Annotated in this window: 18 protein-coding genes, 4 tRNA genes and 1 pseudogene; 14 read left to right on the top strand and 9 right to left on the bottom strand. The window is 34.5% G+C overall.

Features of this window, described 5'->3' with window-relative positions:
• The first annotated feature begins 126 nt into the window (after positions 1–126).
• Positions 127–723, top strand: a complete 597-nt coding sequence (locus A9G40_RS01550; protein ID WP_065581603.1) for a CHAP domain-containing protein — start codon at positions 127–129, stop codon at positions 721–723.
• Positions 724–804: 81 nt separating this feature from the next.
• Here the strand turns inward: A9G40_RS01550 and A9G40_RS01545 are convergent, their stop codons facing one another.
• The 5 genes from A9G40_RS01545 to manD form a co-directional block, all read right to left on the bottom strand.
• A complete protein-coding gene (locus A9G40_RS01545; RefSeq protein ID WP_065581602.1) occupies positions 805–1,488 on the bottom strand; it encodes a GntR family transcriptional regulator in 684 nt (227 codons plus the stop codon).
• Between the two features lie 200 nt (positions 1,489–1,688).
• Complete coding sequence (locus A9G40_RS01540) at positions 1,689–3,170, bottom strand: mannitol dehydrogenase family protein (protein ID WP_065581601.1); 1,482 nt, start codon at positions 3,168–3,170, stop codon at positions 1,689–1,691.
• A gap of 24 nt (positions 3,171–3,194) precedes the next feature.
• Complete coding sequence (locus A9G40_RS01535) at positions 3,195–4,694, bottom strand: MFS transporter (RefSeq protein ID WP_081302115.1); 1,500 nt, start codon at positions 4,692–4,694, stop codon at positions 3,195–3,197.
• A gap of 62 nt (positions 4,695–4,756) precedes the next feature.
• Positions 4,757–6,160, bottom strand: coding sequence for a glucuronate isomerase (gene uxaC, locus A9G40_RS01530; RefSeq protein ID WP_065581600.1), 1,404 nt, complete (start codon positions 6,158–6,160; stop codon positions 4,757–4,759).
• An 83-nt stretch (positions 6,161–6,243) separates the two neighbouring features.
• Positions 6,244–7,458 (bottom strand): D-mannonate dehydratase ManD, encoded by a 1,215-nt coding sequence (gene manD, locus A9G40_RS01525; protein WP_065581599.1) that lies wholly within the window; start codon positions 7,456–7,458, stop codon positions 6,244–6,246.
• Between the two features lie 293 nt (positions 7,459–7,751).
• Here manD and A9G40_RS01520 point away from each other — a divergent pair, with 293 nt between their 5' ends.
• Both A9G40_RS01520 and pabB read left to right on the top strand, forming a co-directional pair.
• On the top strand, positions 7,752–8,321 hold the full coding sequence (locus tag A9G40_RS01520) for an anthranilate synthase component II (protein WP_065581695.1): 570 nt from the start codon (positions 7,752–7,754) through the stop codon (positions 8,319–8,321).
• An 8-nt stretch (positions 8,322–8,329) separates the two neighbouring features.
• Positions 8,330–10,084, top strand: a complete 1,755-nt coding sequence (gene pabB / locus A9G40_RS01515; protein ID WP_065581598.1) for an aminodeoxychorismate synthase component I — start codon at positions 8,330–8,332, stop codon at positions 10,082–10,084.
• A 45-nt stretch (positions 10,085–10,129) separates the two neighbouring features.
• Here the strand turns inward: pabB and A9G40_RS01510 are convergent, their stop codons facing one another.
• From A9G40_RS01510 to A9G40_RS01500, 3 genes are read right to left on the bottom strand one after another with little or no spacing between them, the layout of a single operon-like run.
• Positions 10,130–10,714 carry a PqiC family protein gene (locus A9G40_RS01510; protein ID WP_065581597.1) on the bottom strand — a complete coding sequence of 195 codons (585 nt, stop codon included), beginning with the start codon at positions 10,712–10,714 and terminating at the stop codon, positions 10,130–10,132.
• Positions 10,714–12,351: an intermembrane transport protein PqiB gene (gene pqiB / locus A9G40_RS01505; protein ID WP_065581596.1), complete on the bottom strand. Its 1,638-nt coding sequence runs from the start codon at positions 12,349–12,351 to the stop codon at positions 10,714–10,716. Before pqiB ends, A9G40_RS01510 begins: the two co-directional genes overlap by 1 nt.
• 15 nt (positions 12,352–12,366) lie before the next feature.
• Complete coding sequence (locus tag A9G40_RS01500) at positions 12,367–13,611, bottom strand: PqiA/YebS family transporter subunit (RefSeq protein ID WP_081302109.1); 1,245 nt, start codon at positions 13,609–13,611, stop codon at positions 12,367–12,369.
• 506 nt (positions 13,612–14,117) lie between these two features.
• On the opposite strand from A9G40_RS01500, the gene recA reads away from it, so the two are divergent.
• The 10 genes from recA to rarD all read left to right on the top strand — a co-directional run bounded on the left by recA (position 14,118) and on the right by rarD (position 21,747).
• Positions 14,118–15,164, top strand: coding sequence for a recombinase RecA (gene recA, locus A9G40_RS01495; RefSeq protein WP_065581594.1), 1,047 nt, complete (start codon positions 14,118–14,120; stop codon positions 15,162–15,164).
• On the top strand, positions 15,164–15,664 hold the full coding sequence (locus A9G40_RS01490; RefSeq protein WP_065581593.1) for a regulatory protein RecX: 501 nt from the start codon (positions 15,164–15,166) through the stop codon (positions 15,662–15,664). Before recA ends, A9G40_RS01490 begins: the two co-directional genes overlap by 1 nt.
• A 203-nt stretch (positions 15,665–15,867) precedes the next feature.
• Entirely contained in the window at positions 15,868–18,501 is a 2,634-nt protein-coding gene (gene alaS / locus A9G40_RS01485; protein ID WP_065581592.1) for an alanine--tRNA ligase, read from the top strand.
• Positions 18,502–18,636: 135 nt separating this feature from the next.
• On the top strand, positions 18,637–18,837 hold the full coding sequence (gene csrA, locus A9G40_RS01480; protein WP_065567772.1) for a carbon storage regulator CsrA: 201 nt from the start codon (positions 18,637–18,639) through the stop codon (positions 18,835–18,837).
• A 124-nt stretch (positions 18,838–18,961) separates the two neighbouring features.
• Positions 18,962–19,054 (top strand) — tRNA-Ser (locus A9G40_RS01475).
• A gap of 16 nt (positions 19,055–19,070) precedes the next feature.
• A tRNA-Arg gene (locus tag A9G40_RS01470) sits at positions 19,071–19,147 on the top strand.
• Positions 19,148–19,165: 18 nt separating this feature from the next.
• Positions 19,166–19,242 (top strand) — tRNA-Arg (locus A9G40_RS01465).
• Between the two features lie 19 nt (positions 19,243–19,261).
• Positions 19,262–19,338 (top strand) — tRNA-Arg (locus A9G40_RS01460).
• Positions 19,339–19,490: 152 nt separating this feature from the next.
• A complete protein-coding gene (serS, locus tag A9G40_RS01455; protein ID WP_065581591.1) occupies positions 19,491–20,783 on the top strand; it encodes a serine--tRNA ligase in 1,293 nt (430 codons plus the stop codon).
• Between the two features lie 67 nt (positions 20,784–20,850).
• Positions 20,851–21,747: an EamA family transporter RarD gene (gene rarD / locus A9G40_RS01450; RefSeq protein WP_065581590.1), complete on the top strand. Its 897-nt coding sequence runs from the start codon at positions 20,851–20,853 to the stop codon at positions 21,745–21,747.
• Positions 21,748–21,791: 44 nt separating this feature from the next.
• On the opposite strand, the gene pflA is transcribed toward rarD, so the two are convergent.
• Positions 21,792–22,571, bottom strand: coding sequence for a pyruvate formate lyase 1-activating protein (gene pflA / locus A9G40_RS01445; protein ID WP_218057015.1), 780 nt, complete (start codon positions 22,569–22,571; stop codon positions 21,792–21,794).
• 302 nt (positions 22,572–22,873) lie between these two features.
• On the opposite strand from pflA, the pseudogene A9G40_RS01440 reads away from it, so the two are divergent.
• Positions 22,874–23,446 (top strand): annotated as a pseudogene (locus A9G40_RS01440) (IS5 family transposase); the annotation flags it as partial.
• Positions 23,447–23,462: the final 16 nt, after the last annotated feature.

The following is a 23,462-nucleotide window of genomic DNA, read 5'->3' as shown; positions in this document are numbered from 1 at the left end:
CAACAAATACTATACTTTTAAGCTTAATTTTAGTTAAATTCTTCATATAAAAATAAATTTTATAATCTATTTTTATAAAATGAGTAACGATATTTAATAATAAAAAATTAACATAATGGAAATAAAATGCTATTGAAATATAAAAAGAGCATGTGCTTACTTTGGCTATTATCTGTATTAAGCTACTATACACTTTGTGCCTGTGTTTTTGCTAATATTGAAATTAACCAACAAAAAATAGGCAACGTTATTGATGAATTTAATGGCGTAAATGTCTACTATAATAGCAGTATCAATAATGTAAGTGGAAGAAATATTGCTAAAGATGGTTATAATTTAGGTTTAAAATATCAATGCGTTGAATTTATCAAACGCTATTATTATCAACGCTTCAATCACAAAATGCCAAACAGCTATGGACATGCAAAGGATTTTTTTGATCCAAAAATTGCCGATGGCAAGATTAATCGCCAACGCAATTTATTACAATTTCATAACGGTTCGCCCACAAAACCACAAGTTGACGATATTATTGTTCTTAATTGGACTAGCTATGGGCATGTTGCCATTATAAGTAAAGTAACGGGCAACGAAATTGAAATTGTTCAGCAAAATGCTGGGCCTACAGCAAGCAGTCGAGCAACTTTTCCCTTAATTTTTAAAGATGGGATATGGACAATAGAAGCTGTTGGCGTTTTAGGTTATTTGCGTAAAATTAAATAAACATAAAAAATATTTCTAAAAACGCTAGCTTAGCGTTATACAATTTATACATAAGTAATATTAGGTATTGTTGATAAAAGGTTAGTCAATAAACCATTCTGTTTTTTGTTGAGAAATAATTTTGATAGTATGTAAAATTGCCGATAAATGTTCATGCTGAGCAATTGCGGCAAGTTCTGGATCATGCTTTTTCAAAGCCATCAGAATTTTTTCATGTTGTTTAACAAGATCATCGGGTGGCGAAATTTCTTCCAACGAAAGAAATCTAACTCTATCCATCATTGCCTTAATATTTTCAACACTTTCCCATGCTAACTGGCAATCTATCACATTCATTAGAATTTGATGAAATTCATCGTCTTTTTCAAGAAAATAATGAATGTTTTTTTGTTTATTAGCCTCTTTTTGCTCCTCAAGATTTTTTTGCAACAATAAAATATGCAAGTCATTAATTTCTATTGCCGCTCGCCTAATAATTGCACACTCAACCGAATCTCGAATAAATTGTCCATCAATGACTTTCTTAATGGAGATTTTAGTTACAAAAGTTCCTCGCTGAGGTAAAATTTGAACCAATCCTGCTTCTGCTAGCTTAATAAATGCTTCTCGAACTGGCTGTCTAGAAACATTAAACTGGCTAGAAATTTCTTTTTCTGAGAGTAAAACACCAGGTAATATCTGACAGGTAATAATAGCTTTTCTTAATTTGCGGTAGATTTGCTGATTAACGGGTTCAGAAGTATTTAAGTCGATAGGTGTAAACATATACCATTCTTATGTTAAGAAAAATAAAAACAAGAATAGTAGGTGATTTTTAAATAGAAGAAAAGCTTTTTTGATAGACAATTACCAATAATCACCAATAAAAAGTTATCTGGGCTAAACGAAAAATGAAAAGTGTAATTGCTCTTACGAGCAATTACACTTTTTTTCTTATTAATTATGTTAGTTGTGTTAGTAATGATTTAGTAAATTCTTTCTAATTGTTTAACCGACTGTTTAGCGCCAATATCCCGTAAAGACAAATAAGCTTTAATGACCTTTTCAACAAAACATGGATTGTTAGGTAAATCATCACCAAATACTTGTGATAATGACAATAATGATTTTACTCGCTCTTGATTATCATTGCTATTTGCCACTAATTCTTTTAACTTATTAGCCATTGGATCACTTACCTCAATTGCCTTACCTGCATCGTCTACGCCACTGACATATCGTATCCAAGCAGCTACACCTAATGCTAAACAGTCAAACTGTGTACCATTTTTTAAATGAAAACGAATAGAATCAAGCATCCGTTGTGGTAATTTTAATGTGCCATCCATAGCGATTTGCCAAGTCCGATGTTTTAATCCCGTGTTACGATAACGATCAAGTAAACAATCAGCATAAGCTTGTAAATCCACACCTTTGACACGTAGCGTTGTTGCTTGTTCATTTATCATCAAATGCCTTGCAGCTTTAACATAATTAGGATCTTGCATACATTCATCAATATGTAAATAACCCGCTAAATATCCTAAATAAGCAAGAAACGAGTGGCTACCATTTAACATTCTTAATTTCATTTCTTCATAAGGTAATACATCAGTTACTAGTTCAGCGCCAGCTTTTTGCCAATCAGGACGACCTGCAACAAAATTATCTTCAATAACCCATTGCTTAAAAGGCTCGCCAGCCACACCAGCTGGATCTTCGATACCTCCCAGTTGTTTTTTTATTTTTTCCATGGTTTCTGGCGTCACTGCTGGCACAATGCGATCAACCATAGTTGATGGAAAGGTAACATGATCATCGATCCAGCTAGCTAAATTTGGATCACGCTGTTTAGCCAGCGCTAAAACAACGTTTCGTGTCACATGGCCGTTTTCTGGCATATTATCACAAGACATAACAGTAAACGGTTTTAGACCTTTTTCTTTACGCATTCGCAATGCTTCAACAATCACTCCTGGTAGTGTTTTTGGGTTAGTCGGATTTTCAATATCGTGCTTAATAAGAGGGTTATTTAGATCAATTGATGCCGTTGAAGGTAAATAACAATAACCCTTTTCCGTGACTGTTATTGAAACAATTGCTATTTCTGGTCGTGTCATTACTTCTAATACCTTGGCAATGCCATCTATATCTGCGTGCAATGCTTCTTTAGCAACGCCAACAACACGAGTAGACCAATTGTCATATGACATTTCACAAACACTAAATAGATAATCTTGTTCTTTTAAATCGGCTATTTGTTTTTCACCACCAATTAAATTAACTTCACAATATCCCCAATTACAACCATGTTTAGTTGCTACAATATCGGTAAACACAGCTTGGTGAGCACGGTGAAAAGCGCCAAATCCAAGATGAACCATTTTGGTTTTAAGATTGTTTCTATCATAACTTGGTATAACTACCTTTTCAGGTAGTTGTAATAAAGTTTGGGTTGATAATCTCATTATTATACCTTTCATATTTATATATTAGCTGTTATTCCATACATCTGCATATTTGTGTCCAGTTAGATTTTCAACAACTTTCCGTGTTTCCTCGGTTACATTATTTTTAGAGCCATTGTTTTTTAAGCGATCAATTTCATTCACTAATATAGCGTGTGTCTGTTTATTTAATTTAAAAGTTAATGCAAAAATAAGAGCAATAATTAATAAGCCGATAGTTCCACCAACAAATAATATGGAAATAGTATGAATAGCTTGCGCACTTTGTTCTGTAGTACCTTGTTCAAAACCACCTTTTTGCAAAATGATTCCTACACAAAATGTTGCAATGGCAACCGTTGTTTTGCGCCCAAACGTCATAACCGCAGCATATAATCCTTCTCGGCGTTGCTTAGTTAAAATTTCATCAACATCGGGAATGAATGGAAAAACATTCCATGGAGTAAATTCTAAAACACACCTACCAGCTTGATAGCATATAGCAAAAATATAAAGCCACCATGTTTTTTCAGTAGGATTCAATAGATACAAAATAAAGAAACCTAAAATACAAATAATCATTGTTGAATAGGAAAAGAGGTATAATTTACTTGGTCCATATTTAACCATTGCGACACCAGCTAACAAAGTAATTGGCAAGCCTATAATACTTAACGATAACAAGCCTGAAGCAAATGATGAAGATACAGATAAACAATAGACGCAAAAGAAAACAAATACAGTATTAAATATATCTTTAGCCGTAAATGAAAATAAATATATAGCAAGGTGTCGGCGAAATGCTTTGATATTAAAAGTAGATAAATATTCCTTAAATAATTTTTTTAGCATTATCATTTTTTCAGAAAATGTTTTCTGGTCAATTTTTTCTTTTTGATAGTTTAGCATTTCTGGGGTCAATTCACGTTCCCAAGTGGCTTTATAAGAAATAAAAACACATACAGCAAAAATAATTGCAAAAAAGAGACCATTGATAAAATAAGCATAAGCATTATGTTCACCAAAATATTTGATTAAAATACCGGGTACTAGCGTTGCTAAAAAAGTACCACTTGCAGATAAAAACATTCTACCTGTGGATAATTTTGTTCTATCATTGTAATCTTTGGTCATTTCTGATGGTAGCGTTTCCCAAGGAATTAGTACCACAGCGGCAACAATTTCAAAAGCTAGATAAACGGTAAGGTAAAACCAATAATTCATACCAGTAATCCATAATAAGATATAAAGTAACATTAATGGTGAACCAATTAACAAAAAGAATCTCCGACGACCAAATTGTTGACCTAACTTATATTTATAAAAATGATCAGTAAAACTGCCCATAAATAAGCTTACAATTGCATCAACAATTCTTGCAATAGCAACAATCGAGGCTGCTTCAATTGGTGTTAACCCAACAAATGTTGTATAAAAGAAGAGCAAATATGCACCTATTATAGTAAATGCTCCACCACCCATGATATCAATTAATCCATAACCAATTGCTACAGGAATTGTTACCTTCCGTTTTTTTTGCGCCACAATATTCATCTTAAAATTCCTTACGTTTAAATCTGTTTCACGATAATTTTTTATATAGCAACTTAAAATTGAAAATAATTTTTCGCATTTTGATAACATATTCCTGTTATTAATTTTTCTAGCAATTTATTATCGTGAGGGATTTCACCATCAGTTACCCATTGACCAATTAAGTTACATAGGATTCGGCGAAAATATTCGTGTCGTGTATATGAAATAAAACTACGGGAATCAGTTAACATACCGACAAAGTTCATAAGCAAACCTTGATCGGCTAAAGTAGTTAATTGTCGTAACATGCCTCTTTTAGTATCATTAAACCACCAACCAGAGCCAAATTGCATATTTGATTTAACACTACCTGCTTTCTGGAAATTAGCTATTGTTGTTGCTACTACATCATTTAGACTTGCATCTAAATTGTAGATAATAATTTTAGGTAAAGCGTCTTGTTGATTTAATGAATTTAAAAATGCATTAAGGTGGATAGCTAAATCCGTTTGATCACAAATTGAATCAAAACCAGTATTAATACCAGTTTTACTTAACATAATAGAGTTATTATTACGAATTACCCCAAAATGTATTTGCATTGCCCAATTTCTAGTTGCGTAAAATTTAGCTAAAGCTGTAAGCACAGCACTACAATAAACAATTTTTTCATTCGCTGTTAAAACTAGTCCTTGTAATTTTTTTGCGAATAAATCTTCTTGTTGTTGAGTATCACTGGCAAGAAATTCTATTTTCATTAGTCCATGATCTGATAAACGACATCCATTCTCGTGGAAAAAGTCGATTCGATTTTCAATGGCTAACAAGAAATCAGCAAAATTAGTAATATTTTTATTTGTAAGTTCAGATAATTTTTTTATAAAGATTTTAAAGGCTTCGCCTTCCGAGTCTAAAGCCTCATCTGGACGGAATGTCGGTAATACTTTGGTTTTAAAATTTGATTGTGCTTTAATTTTACGGTGATATTCCAAATTATCCAAAGGAGAATCAGTAGTACAAACTACTTCCACATTTGAACGACCAATTAAACCTTGAGCACTATATTCTGGCTTTTTAAGTAAACTATTACATTTATCCCATACATCCTTATAATTGTGGATACCTAATGTATCTGTAATTCCAAAATAGTTTCTTAATTCTAAATGTGTCCAGTGATATAAAGGATTACCTATACATGATTCAACAGTTTCACACCATGCTTTAAATTTTTCAATCGGTGCTGCATCACCTGTTATATATTTTTCTTCTACTCCATTAGCACGCATTTGTCGCCATTTATAATGATCACCTGCTAGCCACAAATCATATATTGTTTCGAATCTTTTATTTTCAGCAATATCCTTTGGCTCTAAATGGCAATGATAGTCAATTATTGGCATTTTAGAAGCGTAATTATGATAAAGATCTTGTGCTACCTTATTGTTTAAAATGAAATTTTCATGAATAAAACACATATCATCCCTCCAATCGTTAAACATATAATTTTTATATGTTTAACGTAAATTTAAACTATAGTTTTGCTGAATAAGCTCATTAGTTACCAATTCCACAAAGTACCATCTTCTAAGCGTGCAATTGGTAAATAAGCTGGGTTGTAAGGGTATTTTTCGGCAAGCTTTTCATCAAAATCAATGCCCAATCCTGGTTTGTCACTTGGGTGCATATAGCCATCATTAAAGGTCCAATTTGGCGAAAATACCTCTAACATTTGCTCTGAATAGCCCATAAATTCTTGTACTCCAAAGTTAGGTACCCACAGATCAAAATGTAGTGCTGCCGCATGACAAATTGGTGATAAATCAGACGGTCCGTGAGATCCTGTTCTTACTTGATAAAGCGCGGCAAAATCAGCAATACGGCGCATATGAGTAATACCGCCAGCATGAGTAATTGTGGTTCGAATGTAATCAATTAATTGTTCTTGTATAAGTTGCTTACAATCCCATATGCTGTTAAATACTTCACCGACCGCAATGGGTGTGACAGTATGTTGACGAATTAAACGGAAGCATTCTTGGTTTTCGGCAGGGGTTGGATCTTCCATCCAAAATAGGCGGTAATCTTCGATACTTTTTCCAAAACGAGCTGCTTCAATAGGAGTTAGGCGATGATGCATGTCATGTAGTAAATGCTCATTAAAACCAAATTTACTCCGTACGGCTTCAAATAGTTTAGGCATAAAATCAAGATATTTTTCTGTTGCCCAGCACTGTTCTTCTGGGTAGTTTCCACGTGTTGCGGGTTCGTAAGCTAGGTTTTTTCCTTTACTTTGGCCATAAGTCGTTTTCATACCCGGTATACCACATTGAACACGAATCGCTTTGAAACCCATTTCTTGATGTTTAGCATAATCATCTAATGCTTCATCAATACTTGTGCCTGTAGTATGGCAATAAACCATTACACCAGTACGAGATGCGCCACCTAATAATTGGTAAAGTGGCATATTTGCCAATTTACCTTTAATATCCCAAAGCGCCATATCTATTGCCGAAATAGCGGACATCGTTACTGGCCCACGGCGCCAATAAGCGCCTTTATAAAAATATTGAAAGATATCTTCGATTTGATGTGGATCTCGCCCAATAAGTTGTGGGCAAAGGTGATCTTTAAGATAAGATGCTACGGCTAATTCACGTCCATTAAGTGTGGCATCACCAACACCATAAACGCCTTCATCGGTTGTTATTTTTAATGTAACAAAATTTCTTCCTGGGCTGCATACAAAAACTTCTGCTTTAACAATTTTCATTTAAGACCTCGTTTATAATTCTATGACATAAAAATATCACCACAAATACTACCATACAAGTAGATTTGTATATTTTTTGTGAAATTTATCACAAAAAAAATGGCTTTTTGTTAAAACATTTCAGGAAATATTATGTTTATGTATAAAACACCGAAAGATAAAGGTGGTAAAATTAGTAATCGTCTCTTCTTTTAAGCACGTTAGCGATATAATAGGATCTTTTATGACTGAATTTTAACGGCTACCCGTTCCAGTTTTTAAACCAATATGCTTTATAATTAGTGGGTTATATTTTGATATTATTAATAGATAATTATGATTCTTTTACATTTAATATTCACAATTATCTGTGCCAAGTTGGCGCAAAAGTTAAAGTCATTAAAAATGATGAAATGACAATTGAACAAGTAAAAGCGCTTACCATTTCTAAAATTATTATTTCCCCGGGTCCTGGCGCACCAATTAATGCAGGAATATCACTTGCAGTTATTGCTGAGTTTTCTCATATTTGCCCGATACTGGGAATTTGTTTAGGACATCAAGCGATAGCTCAATATTATGGTCACCGCATTATTAAAGCGCCAATACCTATGCATGGTAAAATTGATGAAATAACTCATGATGGCCTAGGGATATTCAAAGGAATTCAATCCCCGCTTTCGGTTGTTCGCTATCATTCATTGATTGTTTGTGATAGTTTTTTACCAGAAGATCCGCAGTTAGTTGTAACGGCGAGAAATCATGATGGGTTGATTATGGGATTGCGCCACAAAACATTACCCATTGAATCCGTCCAATTTCATCCTGAAGCCATTAAAACCGAATCCGGTTTACAAATGATTAATAATTTTGCCCATAAGTAATATTTAAAATGAAAATTTATATCGATTTTGAAGGTGAGCGTAAATATTTTTGTAATCCTATCAAAGTGTTAGTGTCACATGATTGTTCTTCAATTAAGCAACAACTTGATGAGGTTGAAAAGTTTACTCAACAAGGTTATTTTGCTGTTGGTTACCTTGCCTATGAAAGTGCAATGGGATTAAATAGTGCAAACCAAACCAAAAATAGTCATGATTTTAATCAAGATTTACCCCTTCTTTTATTTGGTATTTTTGATGATGTTACTGTCCTTAAGCAACCAGAAATCAGTGATTATACACCCCCAAATTTTGATTTAATCAGTGGCACCGCATTTGATGAATATCAGCAAAAAATAGCTTATATTAAATCACAAATTGAATTAGGCAATACTTACCAGACTAATTACACTATTCAATTTACTGCACCCTTTAATGAAAGCGCTATTGATTATTACCACTTTCTACAAAAAAATAATCAGGCAGATTATTGTGCTTATCTTGAGTTTGACGATTATTATATTTTATCAATTTCGCCAGAATTATTTTTCAAGTTAGACAATAATATTATTACCACAAAGCCAATGAAAGGAACAACAGGGCGTGGCTTAAATAACCAGCAAGATAAACAGCAATTAGATTTATTATTTTCAGAAAAAAATCAAGCCGAAAATATGATGATTGTTGATTTATTGCGTAATGATCTAAGTAGAATTGCAAAGCCTGGCTCTGTCACAGTGCCTCAATTGTTTGAGGCTGAAAAATATCCCACTGTTTGGCAGTTGACGTCAACGATTCAAGGTGAATTGAAAGACGATGCCAATTTATATCAAATTTTTCAGGCGCTATTCCCTTGTGGTTCAATTACTGGCGCACCAAAAACCAGTACTATGCAAATTATTGCAGACAGTGAAAATACACCTCGTGGCATTTACTGCGGAACAATTGGTTATATTGAGCCGTATATGAATAAAGCCATATTTAATATTCCAATTCGTACCCTAACTGTGCATAATCAACAGATGTACTATGGCGTTGGTGGGGGTATCACGTGGGATTCAACATCACAAGACGAGTATAACGAGATCTTAGCGAAAACAGCCATTTTGCATCGTACTACTTCTACTCCAAAATATATCATTGAATCGTTATTGCTAGATAAAGGGCAATTCTTTTTATTGAATGAACACTTAAGCAGGCTTGCCCAATCAGCTGATTATTTTGATTTTAACTGTGACATTCACGTAATTAAGTTACAACTTATTAAGTTAGCAAATTCAATGCCTAACAATCTTTATAAAGTGAGAATTTTACAGCAAAAAGATGGGTATTGCACGATTAGTAAAGATATCATTAATACGCCGATGAGCATTAATGAAATCCGATTAGCACCACAGTGTGTTCATACTCAAAATGTGTATTTGTATCATAAGACATCAAATCGTGAGCACTTTCCAGATTTAGCGGTTGGGAAAGAGTATATTAATTTTAATCAACACAATGAAGTAACTGAATTTGTCAATGGAAATCTTGCATTGCGATTTAATGGTCAATGGTTTACGCCTAAAAAAGAATCGGGATTACTTGCTGGTACCATGCGGCAATTTTATTTGGATCACAATCAGTTGTTAGAAAAAACAATTGTAAAAGATGATCTTTTAAATGCTGATAAAATTGCTTTTATCAATAGTGTTCGCAAATGGGTGGAAATTGATGATAAGGTTTTTAGCCAGTTCAAACTGTCACTAAGATCTATTGCCATTTAAGTTTAGACATTCCGTCAGCACGCTAACGGAATGTCAGTGTAAACACTAATGCTTTATTGAGTTTGCAAAGTCTAACTCCTCATCATGCCATCCTTTTGATAGCGCTTTAACTAAAGCATCATAGCCATTGGTTGCTAAAGGAACATGGCGCTCAAATGGTTTGGTTTCAATATTATTTTTACGGTCAGTAACAACCCATCGGCCTTTAATTATCGCATCCCCCGTATAACTGCCATGAAAGCTATCTATAAATAATTTTACCGTTAGTATTGGTGTTGTAATTGATCGGCTAGATACAACATAATTAGGCAACAAAGCGGTTAAATCTTGCGTTAATCGCTCTTCAAGTTGTTGAGATAAAGTTGATGCCCATAGATGATTCGCTGCCGTTTCATATTTGATATCGTCTGTTTGCAATACAATACCTGGGTTATTTAAAAAGCTTGCCACATCAACCGATTCAATCCAAATAAAATGATTAGTGATTTTCATATTTTTTGACACTGGGCTGAGTGGATTACTTGTTAGCTGAAAATAACTTTTACTTGGGCTGCCAGCCGAGCAACCCACTAATATAGCAAACAATGGCATAAATATGACTATAAGTAACTTTTTATCTATTTTGTTCATTATTTTTTACCTTTTGCTTTAGGCTCTTGATCCTTTTTCGTCGGAGCAGAAAAAATCAGTGCGTTACTTTTATTATTGAGCGTATTAAGTAACGGGGTAAGTTCATCCATCATTTGTTGAACTTTTTGTAAGCTTTCTTTCATTTGATTATTCAGTTCAGATCCTGGTTGTAGTCCTTTCATTGTTTCATTTAATGAACGTAATGTTTTTTGCAGATCTTTTGGCATATTCTGCATTTCTTTACTCGCCATAATTCGATTTAATGAATTCATTAGTTTTTCACTGGTAGCCAATGATTTATTAAACTGAGATACGGTGTTATTCAGTGGTAAGTTATTAAAATTATCTAATAGCTGAATAATTTTTGCTTGAATTTGTGCAATTCCTGTCGACGTTGTTTCAATGGTATCGTAACCAAACTGTTGCGCTAATTTTGGATCATATTTATTTTTTAAGTCAGGGTAAAAATCAAGATCTATATATAATGCGCCTGTGAACATGTTGGAAGTTTTTAATGAAGCTCTTAAGCCATTTTGTTGTTCTCTGATGATCAATGCCGCAATGTCAATTTTTTCATCAACAAGTTCTGATAAACGATCGGGTTCAATTCTAATTAATATCGGAACTCTTTTATTTAAAATCGATGATTGTTTTAACATTTCAGCGGTATAAAATGGCACTTTCGAAACTGTTCCTAACCTAATTCCGTGATATTCAACAGGTACCCCTTCTGATAAGCCAGAAATAGAATCAGAAAGCATAATAAGAAATTCTTTGTATTCAGTATATTGTGAGTCTTGGATAGATTTTTTGTCTTCGTATAATGTATAAACTGAATTTTGTTCAGCTGGCGCACCTAATTTTGAACCTTCAGGCAAATCAAAACTGATTCCACCAGACATTAAGACATCTAAAGAAGGGACATCTAAGCTAGCGCCTCGAGATGAGAGGGTTAAGTTAATTCCGCCTTCTTTCCAGAATCGGACATTTTGTGTTACTAGTACATCGTAAGGTTTGGTAATAAAAATTTGGTACTTCATTTTACGTGATTCAACATCAAATTCTGACGTTTCAACATTACCTACACGATAACCATGAAACATGACAGACGCGCCTCTAGGAATTACCCCATTTTGATCGCTTTCTAAACTTAGACGAATTCCTTTAATGCTTGGATCGGACAACGGAGGCGCATCAGACAGGACAAAAGGTTTATGTTGAAAACTGTGGGTATCATTTCCAGCAACGAGTTCTATATAAACACCCGATAAAATCGTGCCAAGTCCAGTTATGCCATCTCGACCAATTTCTGGCTTCACAACCCAAAAAATAGAGTCATTTTTTAGTAGCGGATCCATATCATTATAAATACGCCCTTTTATTACTACTTGCGTGTAGTCGTCAGATAGAGTTACTTCATCGACGATACCGACATCAACGCTACGGTTTTTAATAACCGTTTTCCCAGCAACAATACCATTGGCATCTTTTGCAAGCAATGTAAACGATGTTCCTCTATCAGCCAAATGCGCATAGATTATCCAAAGACCAACAATTGCAGTAACAATGGGGATGATCCATATTGCTGAAATAGCTCTAATTTTAATTATTTTTGCTAATTTACTTGATGTTGTCATATTGTTCCTATTAATCTATTTTTTATTTTGCGGTAGATCCCAAATTAAACGAGGATCAAATTTTTGTGATGCAATCATTGTAATAATCACAACAGTTGCAAAAAATGTAACGCCAATATCAGGATAAACGCCCATCATTTGCTGATTTCTAACTAAAGAACAAATAACAGAAACCACAAATATATCTATCATTGACCATTTACCAATAAATTCAACTGCTGTATATAATTTTTTCATTTTCAAGCAATTATGATTATTTTTTCGTTTTACAGCTAGTGCAAAATAACAAAGCCAACTTAGCGAAATAATTTTTAAGATGGGAATAGCGACACTGGCAATAAAAATAACAAGTGCAACAGGCACATCACCTGCTTGCCACATATAAATGACACCATCCATAATTGTTGAACTTGATGGCGAACCAAATACAACAGTTATCATAATGCCAAATAAATTAGCAGGAATGTAAAGAATCAATGAAGTAACCAATAAAGCAATAGTCCATTGTATCTTATCACGTTCTCTGATTTTGCTTTTTTGTTTGCATCGAGGACATTTTATATAATGCTCAGGTAATATCGCCTCACAGCAACTGCATAATTTCAAATTTTGACAAATTCCCGTTTCACCAGCTTGTAATATACCTTGAACAAAATTATTACGATGAATTTCATTCCAAATGGTTTCCGGAGAAAAAATCACTAAAGACTTTATATAAAAAAAGACAAACAGGCAAAATGCCCAAAATGTACTCGTAACGCCAATACTGCCATAACTCATGAGTTTAACAAAACTCACTAAAATTCCAGTAAGAAATATTTCAGGCATACACCAGTGTTGAAACTTTTCATGAACAATAAGTAGATCGCGTTTACGATATTTTGTTAATGTTAATTTTGAACAAAGCAAAATAATAATTGATAAATTTAATATAGGAAAGAGTAAAACAAATAAGATAAAAAGTGCTGAAATATAATGATATTTATCAAAAAAAAGGGTTTTAGGAATATCTAATAAGCTAATACCAATAAAATTACCCACAATACGAATATCAATAAAAAGAAAGCCACATCCTACAATAATCATAATTAATGAACAGGCTGCATACATAGTTGCATTAAATTTCATGTTGCTATTATTTTTAGCCAACGTGGTATTACAACGAGGGCAAACAGCTTTATGCCCTACCTCAATATTAGATAATTCTATGACCAAATCACAGTGTGAGCATAAAACATAATGTTGTTTATCAATGGTCATTATTTTCCTTTATTCGATATTTATTTTTAACCTGTAAAATATTTTAAATCGATATAACGTTTAAGTATAAAAGCTAGTGAATTATTTTAAATTATTGGCTGTGGAATAATTACTTTCGTAAATAAAGTGGATTAAACCCTCTGCACCGCTAATGATATCAAATGGTATTTTGTTATGAAAGCATTAGCAAATTAAATTAATTAAATTGGATGATGAAATAATTTACGCCTTTTATGTGCATTTAAGCAACCACTATGCGTTTAAAATTGTTCAAATAGTATATATCGTAAAATTAACCGCCTAATTCAATAAATTTAATCTTGAATCTCAATATTTCATCACCATTTGTTAGTTTCAATTATGACATCAAATGAATTATTTATAAAAAAATTGTGAAGAAGTTCTCATGATTAACTAAATAATTTCTATATATAAAAAAAACTTGATACTGTATAACAATACAGTATAATATATAGCCATATCCTAACTCATTGGAATTTTATAATATGAACGAAAACAAACAACGCGCACTTTCAGCAGCATTAAGTCAAATCGAAAAACAATTTGGTAAAGGTTCAATTATGCGTTTAGGCGATACCCAAACGTTGGATGTGGATGCGGTATCTACTGGTTCTTTAGGGCTCGATATTGCATTAGGTATCGGTGGCCTACCAATGGGTAGAATTGTTGAAATTTTTGGCCCTGAATCATCTGGTAAAACAACGCTAACTTTATCTGTGATAGCTCAAGCACAAAAAGAGGGTAAAACCTGTGCATTTATTGATGCTGAACATGCGCTGGATCCTATTTATGCTGCAAAATTAGGGGTACAAGTCGATGATTTACTCGTTTCTCAACCCGATACAGGAGAGCAAGCACTCGAAATTTGTGATGCTTTAGTTCGTTCTGGTGCTGTTGATGTTATTATTGTTGACTCAGTAGCTGCATTAACACCAAAAGCAGAAATTGAAGGTGAAATGGGCGATTCTCATATGGGATTACAAGCTCGTTTAATGTCACAAGCATTGCGAAAACTAACTGCGAATATTAAAAATGCCAATTGTTTAGTTGTCTTTATTAACCAGATCCGTATGAAAATTGGTGTTATGTTTGGTAGTCCAGAAACGACAACTGGAGGTAATGCACTGAAATTCTATGCATCAGTACGTTTAGATATCCGCCGTACTGGTTCTGTAAAAGAAGGTGAAGATGTTATTGGTAGTGATACTCGAGTAAAAGTGGTTAAAAACAAAGTGGCAGCCCCTTTTAGACAAGCTGAATTCCAAATTCTTTATGGTTGTGGTATTTCGAAAGAAGGCGAGTTAATTGATTTAGGCGTTAAGCATAAGTTAGTCGATAAAGCAGGAGCGTGGTATAGCTACAATGGCGAGAAAGTGGGTCAAGGTAAAGCTAATTCAATTAAGTTTTTACAAGAACACCCTGAGATCGCTTCAGAACTTGAAACTAAAATACGCGAATTATTATTAAATAGCCCTGCTGTTTTTACATCTGATGACCAAGCTATATCATCAGAAAGCGAAAGCGTTGAATAATGGAAACAAAACTGAACAAATCAATGCTCAATAAAGCTGTGCAATTACTTGCACAGCGCAACCATTCTTCTTATGAGCTAAGCCAAAAAATAGCCTCTTTTTTCATAAAAAAACTGCAATACACCGATGAAGAATACCATGACCAGTTAACCAAACTAAAAATTGAAATTCAATATATTATTGAATATTGTATAAAACAAAATTGGATTAATGACGAACAATATATTGAAAATTATATTGTTATGCGAGCCCAAAAAGGTTATGGAAAATATAAAATAGCCATGGAACTTAAACAACGAGGTTTACCTGTTGATTTGAGCCGGCAACTTTTGCAAATTGCCGATATCAATTGGGGAAATATGGCATACGAGCAATTACTAAAAAAGCTAAAACAAATTGATTGTAAAAATAATAATAATAAACAAAAAGGTATGCAATTTTTAATGACGAGAGGTTATACACAAGATGATATTAAAACTGCTTACGATTTATTGACTTAAATAATTATAATATCTACAATACTAGGTATATAGCTTAACAAAAGCAATTATAAATAAAGCTCGCAAATTCTTTTTTAGTTTTCCCTTATTTACTTGTAATATTAGTTAGATCCGTTTCGATATAAGAATATTTACTTTTCAACTTTAGTTGTAGCGGGTATATTACTATGTTTAAAAATCTATCGTTTTATATGGAAGCATAAATGAAAAGCACTGCAGAAATTCGTCAAAATTTTCTTGACTTTTTCCGTGGCAAAGGACATGAAGTTGTCACAAGTAGTTCCCTTGTCCCGCATAATGATCCAACACTATTATTTACTAATGCTGGAATGAATCAATTTAAAGATGTCTTTCTTGGTATTGATAAACGCTCTTATTCTAGAGCAACAACATCACAACGTTGTGTCCGCGCTGGCGGTAAACATAATGATTTAGACAATGTTGGTTATACTGCTCGCCATCATACTTTTTTTGAAATGCTAGGAAACTTTAGTTTTGGCGATTATTTTAAGCATGATGCAATACATTTTGCTTGGGAGCTATTAACCAGTGAAGAATGGTTTAACCTACCAAAAGATAGGTTAACTGTTACTGTCTATGAAACAGATGATGAAGCATATGCTATTTGGGAGAAAGAAATCGGTATCCCTAAAGAACGAATAATTCGTATTGGCGATAATAAAGGCGCGCCATATGCTTCGGATAACTTCTGGCAAATGGGCGATACAGGTCCTTGTGGTCCTTGTACTGAAATTTTCTATGATCATGGCGATCATCTTTGGGGTGGCCCTCCTGGAAGCGCTGAAGAAGATGGTGACCGATATATAGAAATTTGGAATATTGTCTTTATGCAATTTAACCGATGCCCTGACGGTACAATGGAACTATTGCCTAAGCCATCAGTTGATACAGGTATGGGGCTTGAGCGTATTGCAGCGGTGCTTCAGCATGTTAATTCTAATTATGAAATTGATTTATTTAAAAAATTAATTCACGATGTAGCTAAAATTATTCAAACTAAAGATTTGGAAAGTAAATCTTTACGAGTCATTGCCGATCATATTCGATCTTGCGCATTTTTAATTTCTGATGGTGTACTTCCATCTAATGAAGGTCGTGGTTATGTATTACGCCGTATTATTCGACGTGCGGTACGCCATGGACATATGTTAGGCGCCAAAGATATTTTCTTCTATAAACTTGTTAAACCATTAATTGAAGTAATGGGAAGTGCTGCAATTGAATTAGGACAAAACCAGAAGTTGGTCGAAGACGCACTCAAAATTGAGGAAGAGCAATTTTTAAAGACACTAGAACGAGGGTTGTTTTTACTTGATCAAGAATTAACTAAAATAACGGGAAACATTTTACCTGGAGATATTGCATTTAAACTTTACGATACTTACGGTTTTCCTTTAGATTTAACTGCTGATGTATGTCGTGAAAAAAATATTACTGTTGATGAAATTGGCTTTAATTTATGCATGGAAGAGCAACGTAAGCGAGCCCGTGAATCAAGCTCTTTTAATGTTGATTATAGTAATGTTATCAAACTTGATGATAAAACAGAATTTTTAGGCTACCAAGAAACAGAATCATCAGGAAAAGTTATCGCTATATTTAAAGATGGTCAAAAAGTTGAAAGTGTTAATTCTGGCGATGATGCTATTGTCATTTTAGATAAGACACCATTTTATGGCGAGTCTGGTGGTCAAATTGGCGATAAAGGATTATTAACAGCAGCAAATGTTGAATTTACTGTTTTAGATAGTCAAAAATACGGCAAAAGTATTGGTCATATAGGTAAAATAATTAAAGGTTCTTTAAAAGTTGGCGATAATGTTACTGCTGCAATTGATGTGGAGTTACGTGAGCGTATTCGTCGTAATCATTCAGCTACACATTTGTTACAAGCTGCGTTGCAACGTGTTTTAGGTAATCATGTTCATCAAAAAGGGTCTTTAGTTAATGATAGTTATCTGCGTTTTGACTTTTCGCATAATCAAGCTATTACGCCAGAACAAATTATTGAGATAGAGAATTTGGTTAATCAACAGATTCGCCACAATTTACCTGTAGAGATTGAACTAATGCCAATTGATAAAGCCAAAGATAAAGGCGCTATGGCTTTATTTGGTGAAAAATATGAAGATATTGTTAGAGTTCTTACAATGGGTGATTTTTCAATTGAGCTTTGTGGTGGTACTCATGTAGATAGAACGGGTGATATTGGTTTATTTAAAATAATATCCGAATCAAGTATCGCATCTGGCGTGCGCCGTATTGAGGCAACCTCAGGACAAAATGCAATGGATCTGATCCATCATGAGTCTAATTTATTAACTCAGATTGGACAAGTAGTTAAAAGCGATAAGTCTGCTGTTTTAAACCGTATTGAGCAACTGTTTGAACAAACTAAACAGCTTGAAAAAATAATTGAGCAATTAAAAGCACAAAAAGCAAGCCAAGATAGTGCGCAATTGCTTAATCAATGCGAAAAAATCAATAGTACAAATTTACTAATTGCTAAACTTGATAATGTCGAAGCAAAATTATTGCGCACTATGATTGACGGTCTAAAAAATCAATTGAAAACAGGCGTAATTGTTTTAGCGGCCGTTAATGATGGCAAAATCAATTTAGCTGCTGGAGTCACCAATGATTTAATCAGAGTAGTTAAAGCTGGTGAATTAGTTTCTCAATTAGCGTTAAAGGTAGGTGGTAAAGGTGGTGGGCGACCTGATTTTGCTCAAGCAGGTGGAATGGATCTTTCAGCGTTACCAGAAGCATTATCTTCTGTAAAAAAGGAAATCAGTAATAAATTACAGGCAAGTTAGTCCAGATATGCTCGATTATTTATTAGTTAAATATTAGAGTTTTTTCTGCAAAATTTTATCTTACTGATAGAAGGCTAGCGAAGCTATATCTTAAAAATTGTTTAGATATATACTTAACTGATATTAGGAGATCGAATGTTAATTTTAACTAGGAGAGTAGGTGAAACACTAATTATTGGTGATGATGTAGTCATTACTATTTTAGGTGTTAAAGGTAATCAAGTCAGAATTGGTATCAATGCCCCTAAAGAAGTTTCAATTCATAGGGAAGAGATATATAACAAGATTCATCAGTCAAAAGAGACAAATGATGAATTATCCAAGCCAATGGGGTGATATTGGGTAGGAAATAAACAATTAAGCGCACATAAACAAAAAAATGTTTGACTTATTTTTTGTAAACCGTAATATGTGCGCCACACATTATGATTTTGTTGCTAAAGCGAAATCATAATGTTTCGGTGAGATGGCCGAGAGGCTGAAGGCGCTCCCCTGCTAAGGGAGTATGCGGTCAAAAGCTGCATCGAGGGTTCGAATCCCTCTCTCACCGCCATTTAAAATTAAAATATGCATCCGTAGCTCAGCTGGATAGAGTACCCGGCTACGAACCGGGCGGTCAGGGGTTCGAATCCCTTCGGATGCACCATTTTAATAAATTCAAAATGCATCCGTAGCTCAGCTGGATAGAGTACCCGGCTACGAACCGGGCGGTCAGGGGTTCGAATCCCTTCGGATGCACCACTTTTTCATGAGTTTACATGCATCCGTAGCTCAGCTGGATAGAGCACTCGGCTTCGAACCGAGCGGTCAGGGGTTCGAATCCCTTCGGGTGCGCCATTTTGGTTGAATACCAATATAATTCTAGTATACTAAGTTCACAAATTTTAATATATGTAATTACCCACTTTTTGATTTATATGTTCTGTTATCTATATTAGAATAATAATGAAGTGAAAATATTACTTAATTAATAATAATGGACATTATTTATGTTGGATCCGAATTTACTCCGAAATGAACTTGATCTTGTTGCTAATAAACTAGCACGCCGTGGATTTAAATTAGATGTTGATACTATCCGTCAACTAGAAGAAAAACGCAAAGTATTACAAGTTGAAACCGAGAATTTGCAAGCTGAGCGTAATGCTCGCTCAAAGGCAATTGGTGAAGCTAAAGCACGAGGCGAGGATATCTCAGCTGTACGTGAAGAAGTGAATAAGCTTGGTGAAAAACTTAATAGCGCTAAAGCTGAGCTTGATATCTTACTTAACCAAATTAAAGATATAGCTTCTACTATTCCTAATATTCCTGATGACTCCGTTCCTGATGGCAAAGATGAAAATGACAATATAGAAATTTCTCGCTTTGGAACCCCACGAACGTTTGATTTCCCGATTCAAGATCATGTTGCATTGGGCGAGCGCTTTGGTGGGCTAGATTTCGCAGCAGGAGTAAAGCTAACCGGTGCACGTTTTGTCGTGATGAAATCACAAATAGCACGCTTACATCGAGCTATAACTCAATTTATGTTAGATTTGCACACTGAACAACATGGTTATGCCGAGATTTATGTGCCGTATTTGGTAAATCAGACAACGCTTTTTGGCACAGGACAATTGCCGAAGTTTGCGGGTGATTTATTTCATACTAAACCGCTAGATGAAGAAACAGAAAACAGCAATTATGCATTAATTCCAACTGCTGAAGTGCCTGTAACCAATCTCGTGCGTGATGAAATTCTTGATGAAAGCGTATTACCATTAAAAATGACAGCACATACGCCGTGCTTCCGCTCTGAAGCAGGATCTTATGGTAAAGATACTCGCGGATTAATTCGTATGCATCAATTTGATAAAGTCGAATTGGTTCAAATTGTTAAGCCTGAAGAATCTATGCAAGCATTAGAAGAACTTACTGCCCATGCGGAAAAAGTTCTACAATTACTTGAATTACCATATCGAAAAATTGTGTTATGCACTGGCGATATGGGCTTTGGTTCATGTAAAACTTACGATCTTGAAGTCTGGGTTCCAGCGCAAAATACTTATCGTGAGATCTCTTCTTGCTCTAATATGTGGGATTTCCAAGCACGTCGCATGCGAGCTCGTTACCGTAATAAGGCCGATAATAAAACTTATTTAGTTCATACTTTAAATGGTTCAGGATTAGCGGTTGGTCGCACACTGGTTGCCATTATGGAAAACTACCAACAGGCAGATGGAACAATTAAAATCCCATCCGTCTTAATTCCTTATATGAATGGCGTTGAGTTTATCGGATAAAACTGGACATTACACATACAATAGCGCTAATAATTAGCGCTATTTTTTTATTAATTAAGGTGGAAAAATGATAAAAGGCATTACACTTTCGATACTGGCGTCATGCCTTTTTGGTTTACTTTATTACTATCCTGTTTTATTACAACCGTTATCCGTTATTGATATTTTCTGTTGGCGATTATTAACTTCTTTTCCTGCTATTATTGTTCTTATTTCTATAGAAAAACAGTGGCCTGAAATTGCAATGCTACTAGCACGAATTAAGCAGCAACCATCGTTGCTTATTGGGCTATTATTCTCTTCATTACTGCTAACAATACAAATGTTGATTTTTATTTGGGCTCCCCTTAATGGGCACGGATTATCGGCATCACTAGGGTATTTTTTATTACCATTAACCATGGTAATTATTGGGCAGCTCGTCTACCAAGAAAAGTTAAGTTTTTTACAAAAAATATCAGTTGGACTGGCGGTATTAGGCGTTATTATTGAAATCTATATGACCCAAGCATTTTCATGGGAAACTGCCGTTATTGCATTAGGTTACCCTATTTACTTCATGGTTCGGCGTAAGTTAAAAATAGAAGGTATTGCAGGTACATTTTCTGACTTCTTTTTTATTTTCTTAGGTTGCTTAGGCTACTTTTTAATAAGTCATCGTGTTAACAAGATACTTGATGATCTTATCCATTTCCATCTATATATTCCAATGTTGGGCATAATAACCGCACTAGCATTTGCGATGTATTTTATGGCAAGACGACTATTACCAATGGGTTTGTTTGGTTTACTTGGCTATGTAGAGCCAGTATTACTTACTATTGTCTCTGCCTTATTTTTACATGAATCAATTTCGCCTGAACACATTGTCTCATATGGGCTTATTTGGTCGTCAGTTTGTGTTCTTGCTTTAGAAGGTTGCCTTTTTGTTTTACGAGCAATAAAGCGAAAAATAATATGGTGAAAACCGAAGATGGAAGGCATATGATCATTCATATGCCTTTTATTTTATTTACTGAAGGTGACATAATGGCCATAAGATTCTAAAATGCCTTGGATCCTGTCCATGGTTTCTCTTGGCGGTGCCTCAACGCCAGCCAATTTATATTCGTCACCAAGCGTGTCCCATTTATAAGCCCCTAATTTGTGATAAGCTAATAATTCTACGCGCTCAATATTATCCATTCCTTGAATGAATTTACCGAGTAAATGAGCGGAATCATCATCATCAGTCCATCCCGGTACAACCACATAACGTATCCAAGTTCTTTTGTTAATTTTTTGTAGATGTTTAGCAAATTCTAGAACACGTTTATTAGGCACACCAACTAGTTTTTGATGAATTTCATCATTGACCTGTTTTAAATCGAGCATCACTAAATCAGTGACTTCTAAAAGTTCATCCATTATATGATCGAGTTGTCTAGCATACCCATTAGTATCTAAGCAGGTACTAATACCCTCTTGATGGCAAGCTCTAAACCATTGAGTAACAAATTCAGCTTGTAAAGTTGCTTCACCACCAGAGGCCGTTACACCGCCACCATTTGGCATAATGAAGCTTTTGTAAGAAACAATCTCTTTCATCAACTCATCAACGGTAACTTCTCGACCTGCTTTTAAATCCCACGTATCGCGATTATGGCAATACAAGCAGCGCATTAAGCACCCCTGAAAAAAAACAATAAAACGAATCCCAGGACCATCGACAGTACCGAAAGATTCGAAAGAGTGAATACGACCTATAATAGGCGACTTTGTTGTCATAATTATGTTTTGTTGTTCCATAGATAATCTCTAATCATTGCTCATATTGCTTTTTTAATCATTTTAACCCTGATAATGACTAAATTACACCAATTGTATTAATCAATACGAATTATATTTCCGTTTAATTATATCGAATAATGACCCATAATATTTAATTATTATCATCGTATTCATATTTAATTACAGTGGCACAAATAGTATTTTAGCGTTGATAAAAAAATAGCGCCTTAAGGGCGCTATCAGATTGATGACAAAGAACTCGCTTTTTGGCGAGTTCTTTGATCTAATAGAGAGGAGTCCACTATAAGAGAAGTTCTTCTATGCTAAAAAAACCAACTCCAGCGACACCAGAAAAAATAGAGCAAATCTCACTAGATGCGCTTGTCCCCCAAAATCATCTTGTTCGTAAAATAGCTAAAGTCATTGATTTTGAATTTATTCGAGAAGCGGTAGCACCACTTTATTGCCCGAATAACGGTCGTCCGGCAGAAGATCCGGTCAGACTGTTTAAAATCATGCTATTGGGGTATCTTTTCGGTATCCCCAGTGAACGTCGTCTGGTTCAGGAAATTCAGGTCAATTTAGCTTACCGCTGGTTTCTGGGAATGGGATTAACCGAAAAAGTGATTGACGCCTCAACACTTAGTCAAAATCGTCGCCGTCGGTTTAATGACAGTGAAATCTATCAACAGATTTTTGATAATATTGTTGAGCAGGCCATTGCCAAAGGGTTGATAAGTGGTCGGGTATTATATACGGACAGTACTCACCTAAAAGCAAATGCCAATAAAGGCAAAGCACGTAATGAGCAGCGTATTGTTGAGCCCAGTCAATATATTGATGCGCTTAATCAAGCCATCAACGCAGAAAGAGAATTAAACGGAAAAAAGCCTTAAAGCCATCGACGGT

The organism is Gilliamella sp. Nev3-1, assembly GCF_001690435.1.
Taxonomy (GTDB): Bacteria; Pseudomonadota; Gammaproteobacteria; order Enterobacterales; family Orbaceae; genus Gilliamella; species Gilliamella apicola_C.
This window is presented reverse-complemented; position numbering and strand designations above follow the sequence as displayed.

Excerpts from the sequence above, each read along its gene's own strand:
- A9G40_RS01550 (WP_065581603.1), top strand. The coding sequence starts at position 127 with ATGCTATTGAAATATAAAAAGAGCATGTGCTTACTTTGGCTATTATCT.
- A9G40_RS01545 (WP_065581602.1), bottom strand. The coding sequence starts at position 1,488 with ATGTTTACACCTATCGACTTAAATACTTCTGAACCCGTTAATCAGCAA.
- A9G40_RS01540 (WP_065581601.1), bottom strand. The coding sequence starts at position 3,170 with ATGAGATTATCAACCCAAACTTTATTACAACTACCTGAAAAGGTAGTT.
- uxaC (WP_065581600.1), bottom strand. The coding sequence starts at position 6,160 with ATGTGTTTTATTCATGAAAATTTCATTTTAAACAATAAGGTAGCACAA.
- manD (WP_065581599.1), bottom strand. The coding sequence starts at position 7,458 with ATGAAAATTGTTAAAGCAGAAGTTTTTGTATGCAGCCCAGGAAGAAAT.
- pabB (WP_065581598.1), top strand. The coding sequence starts at position 8,330 with ATGAAAATTTATATCGATTTTGAAGGTGAGCGTAAATATTTTTGTAAT.
- A9G40_RS01510 (WP_065581597.1), bottom strand. The coding sequence starts at position 10,714 with ATGAACAAAATAGATAAAAAGTTACTTATAGTCATATTTATGCCATTG.
- pqiB (WP_065581596.1), bottom strand. The coding sequence starts at position 12,351 with ATGACAACATCAAGTAAATTAGCAAAAATAATTAAAATTAGAGCTATT.
- A9G40_RS01500 (WP_081302109.1), bottom strand. The coding sequence starts at position 13,611 with ATGACCATTGATAAACAACATTATGTTTTATGCTCACACTGTGATTTG.
- recA (WP_065581594.1), top strand. The coding sequence starts at position 14,118 with ATGAACGAAAACAAACAACGCGCACTTTCAGCAGCATTAAGTCAAATC.
- A9G40_RS01490 (WP_065581593.1), top strand. The coding sequence starts at position 15,164 with ATGGAAACAAAACTGAACAAATCAATGCTCAATAAAGCTGTGCAATTA.
- alaS (WP_065581592.1), top strand. The coding sequence starts at position 15,868 with ATGAAAAGCACTGCAGAAATTCGTCAAAATTTTCTTGACTTTTTCCGT.
- csrA (WP_065567772.1), top strand. The coding sequence starts at position 18,637 with ATGTTAATTTTAACTAGGAGAGTAGGTGAAACACTAATTATTGGTGAT.
- serS (WP_065581591.1), top strand. The coding sequence starts at position 19,491 with ATGTTGGATCCGAATTTACTCCGAAATGAACTTGATCTTGTTGCTAAT.
- rarD (WP_065581590.1), top strand. The coding sequence starts at position 20,851 with ATGATAAAAGGCATTACACTTTCGATACTGGCGTCATGCCTTTTTGGT.
- pflA (WP_218057015.1), bottom strand. The coding sequence starts at position 22,571 with ATGGAACAACAAAACATAATTATGACAACAAAGTCGCCTATTATAGGT.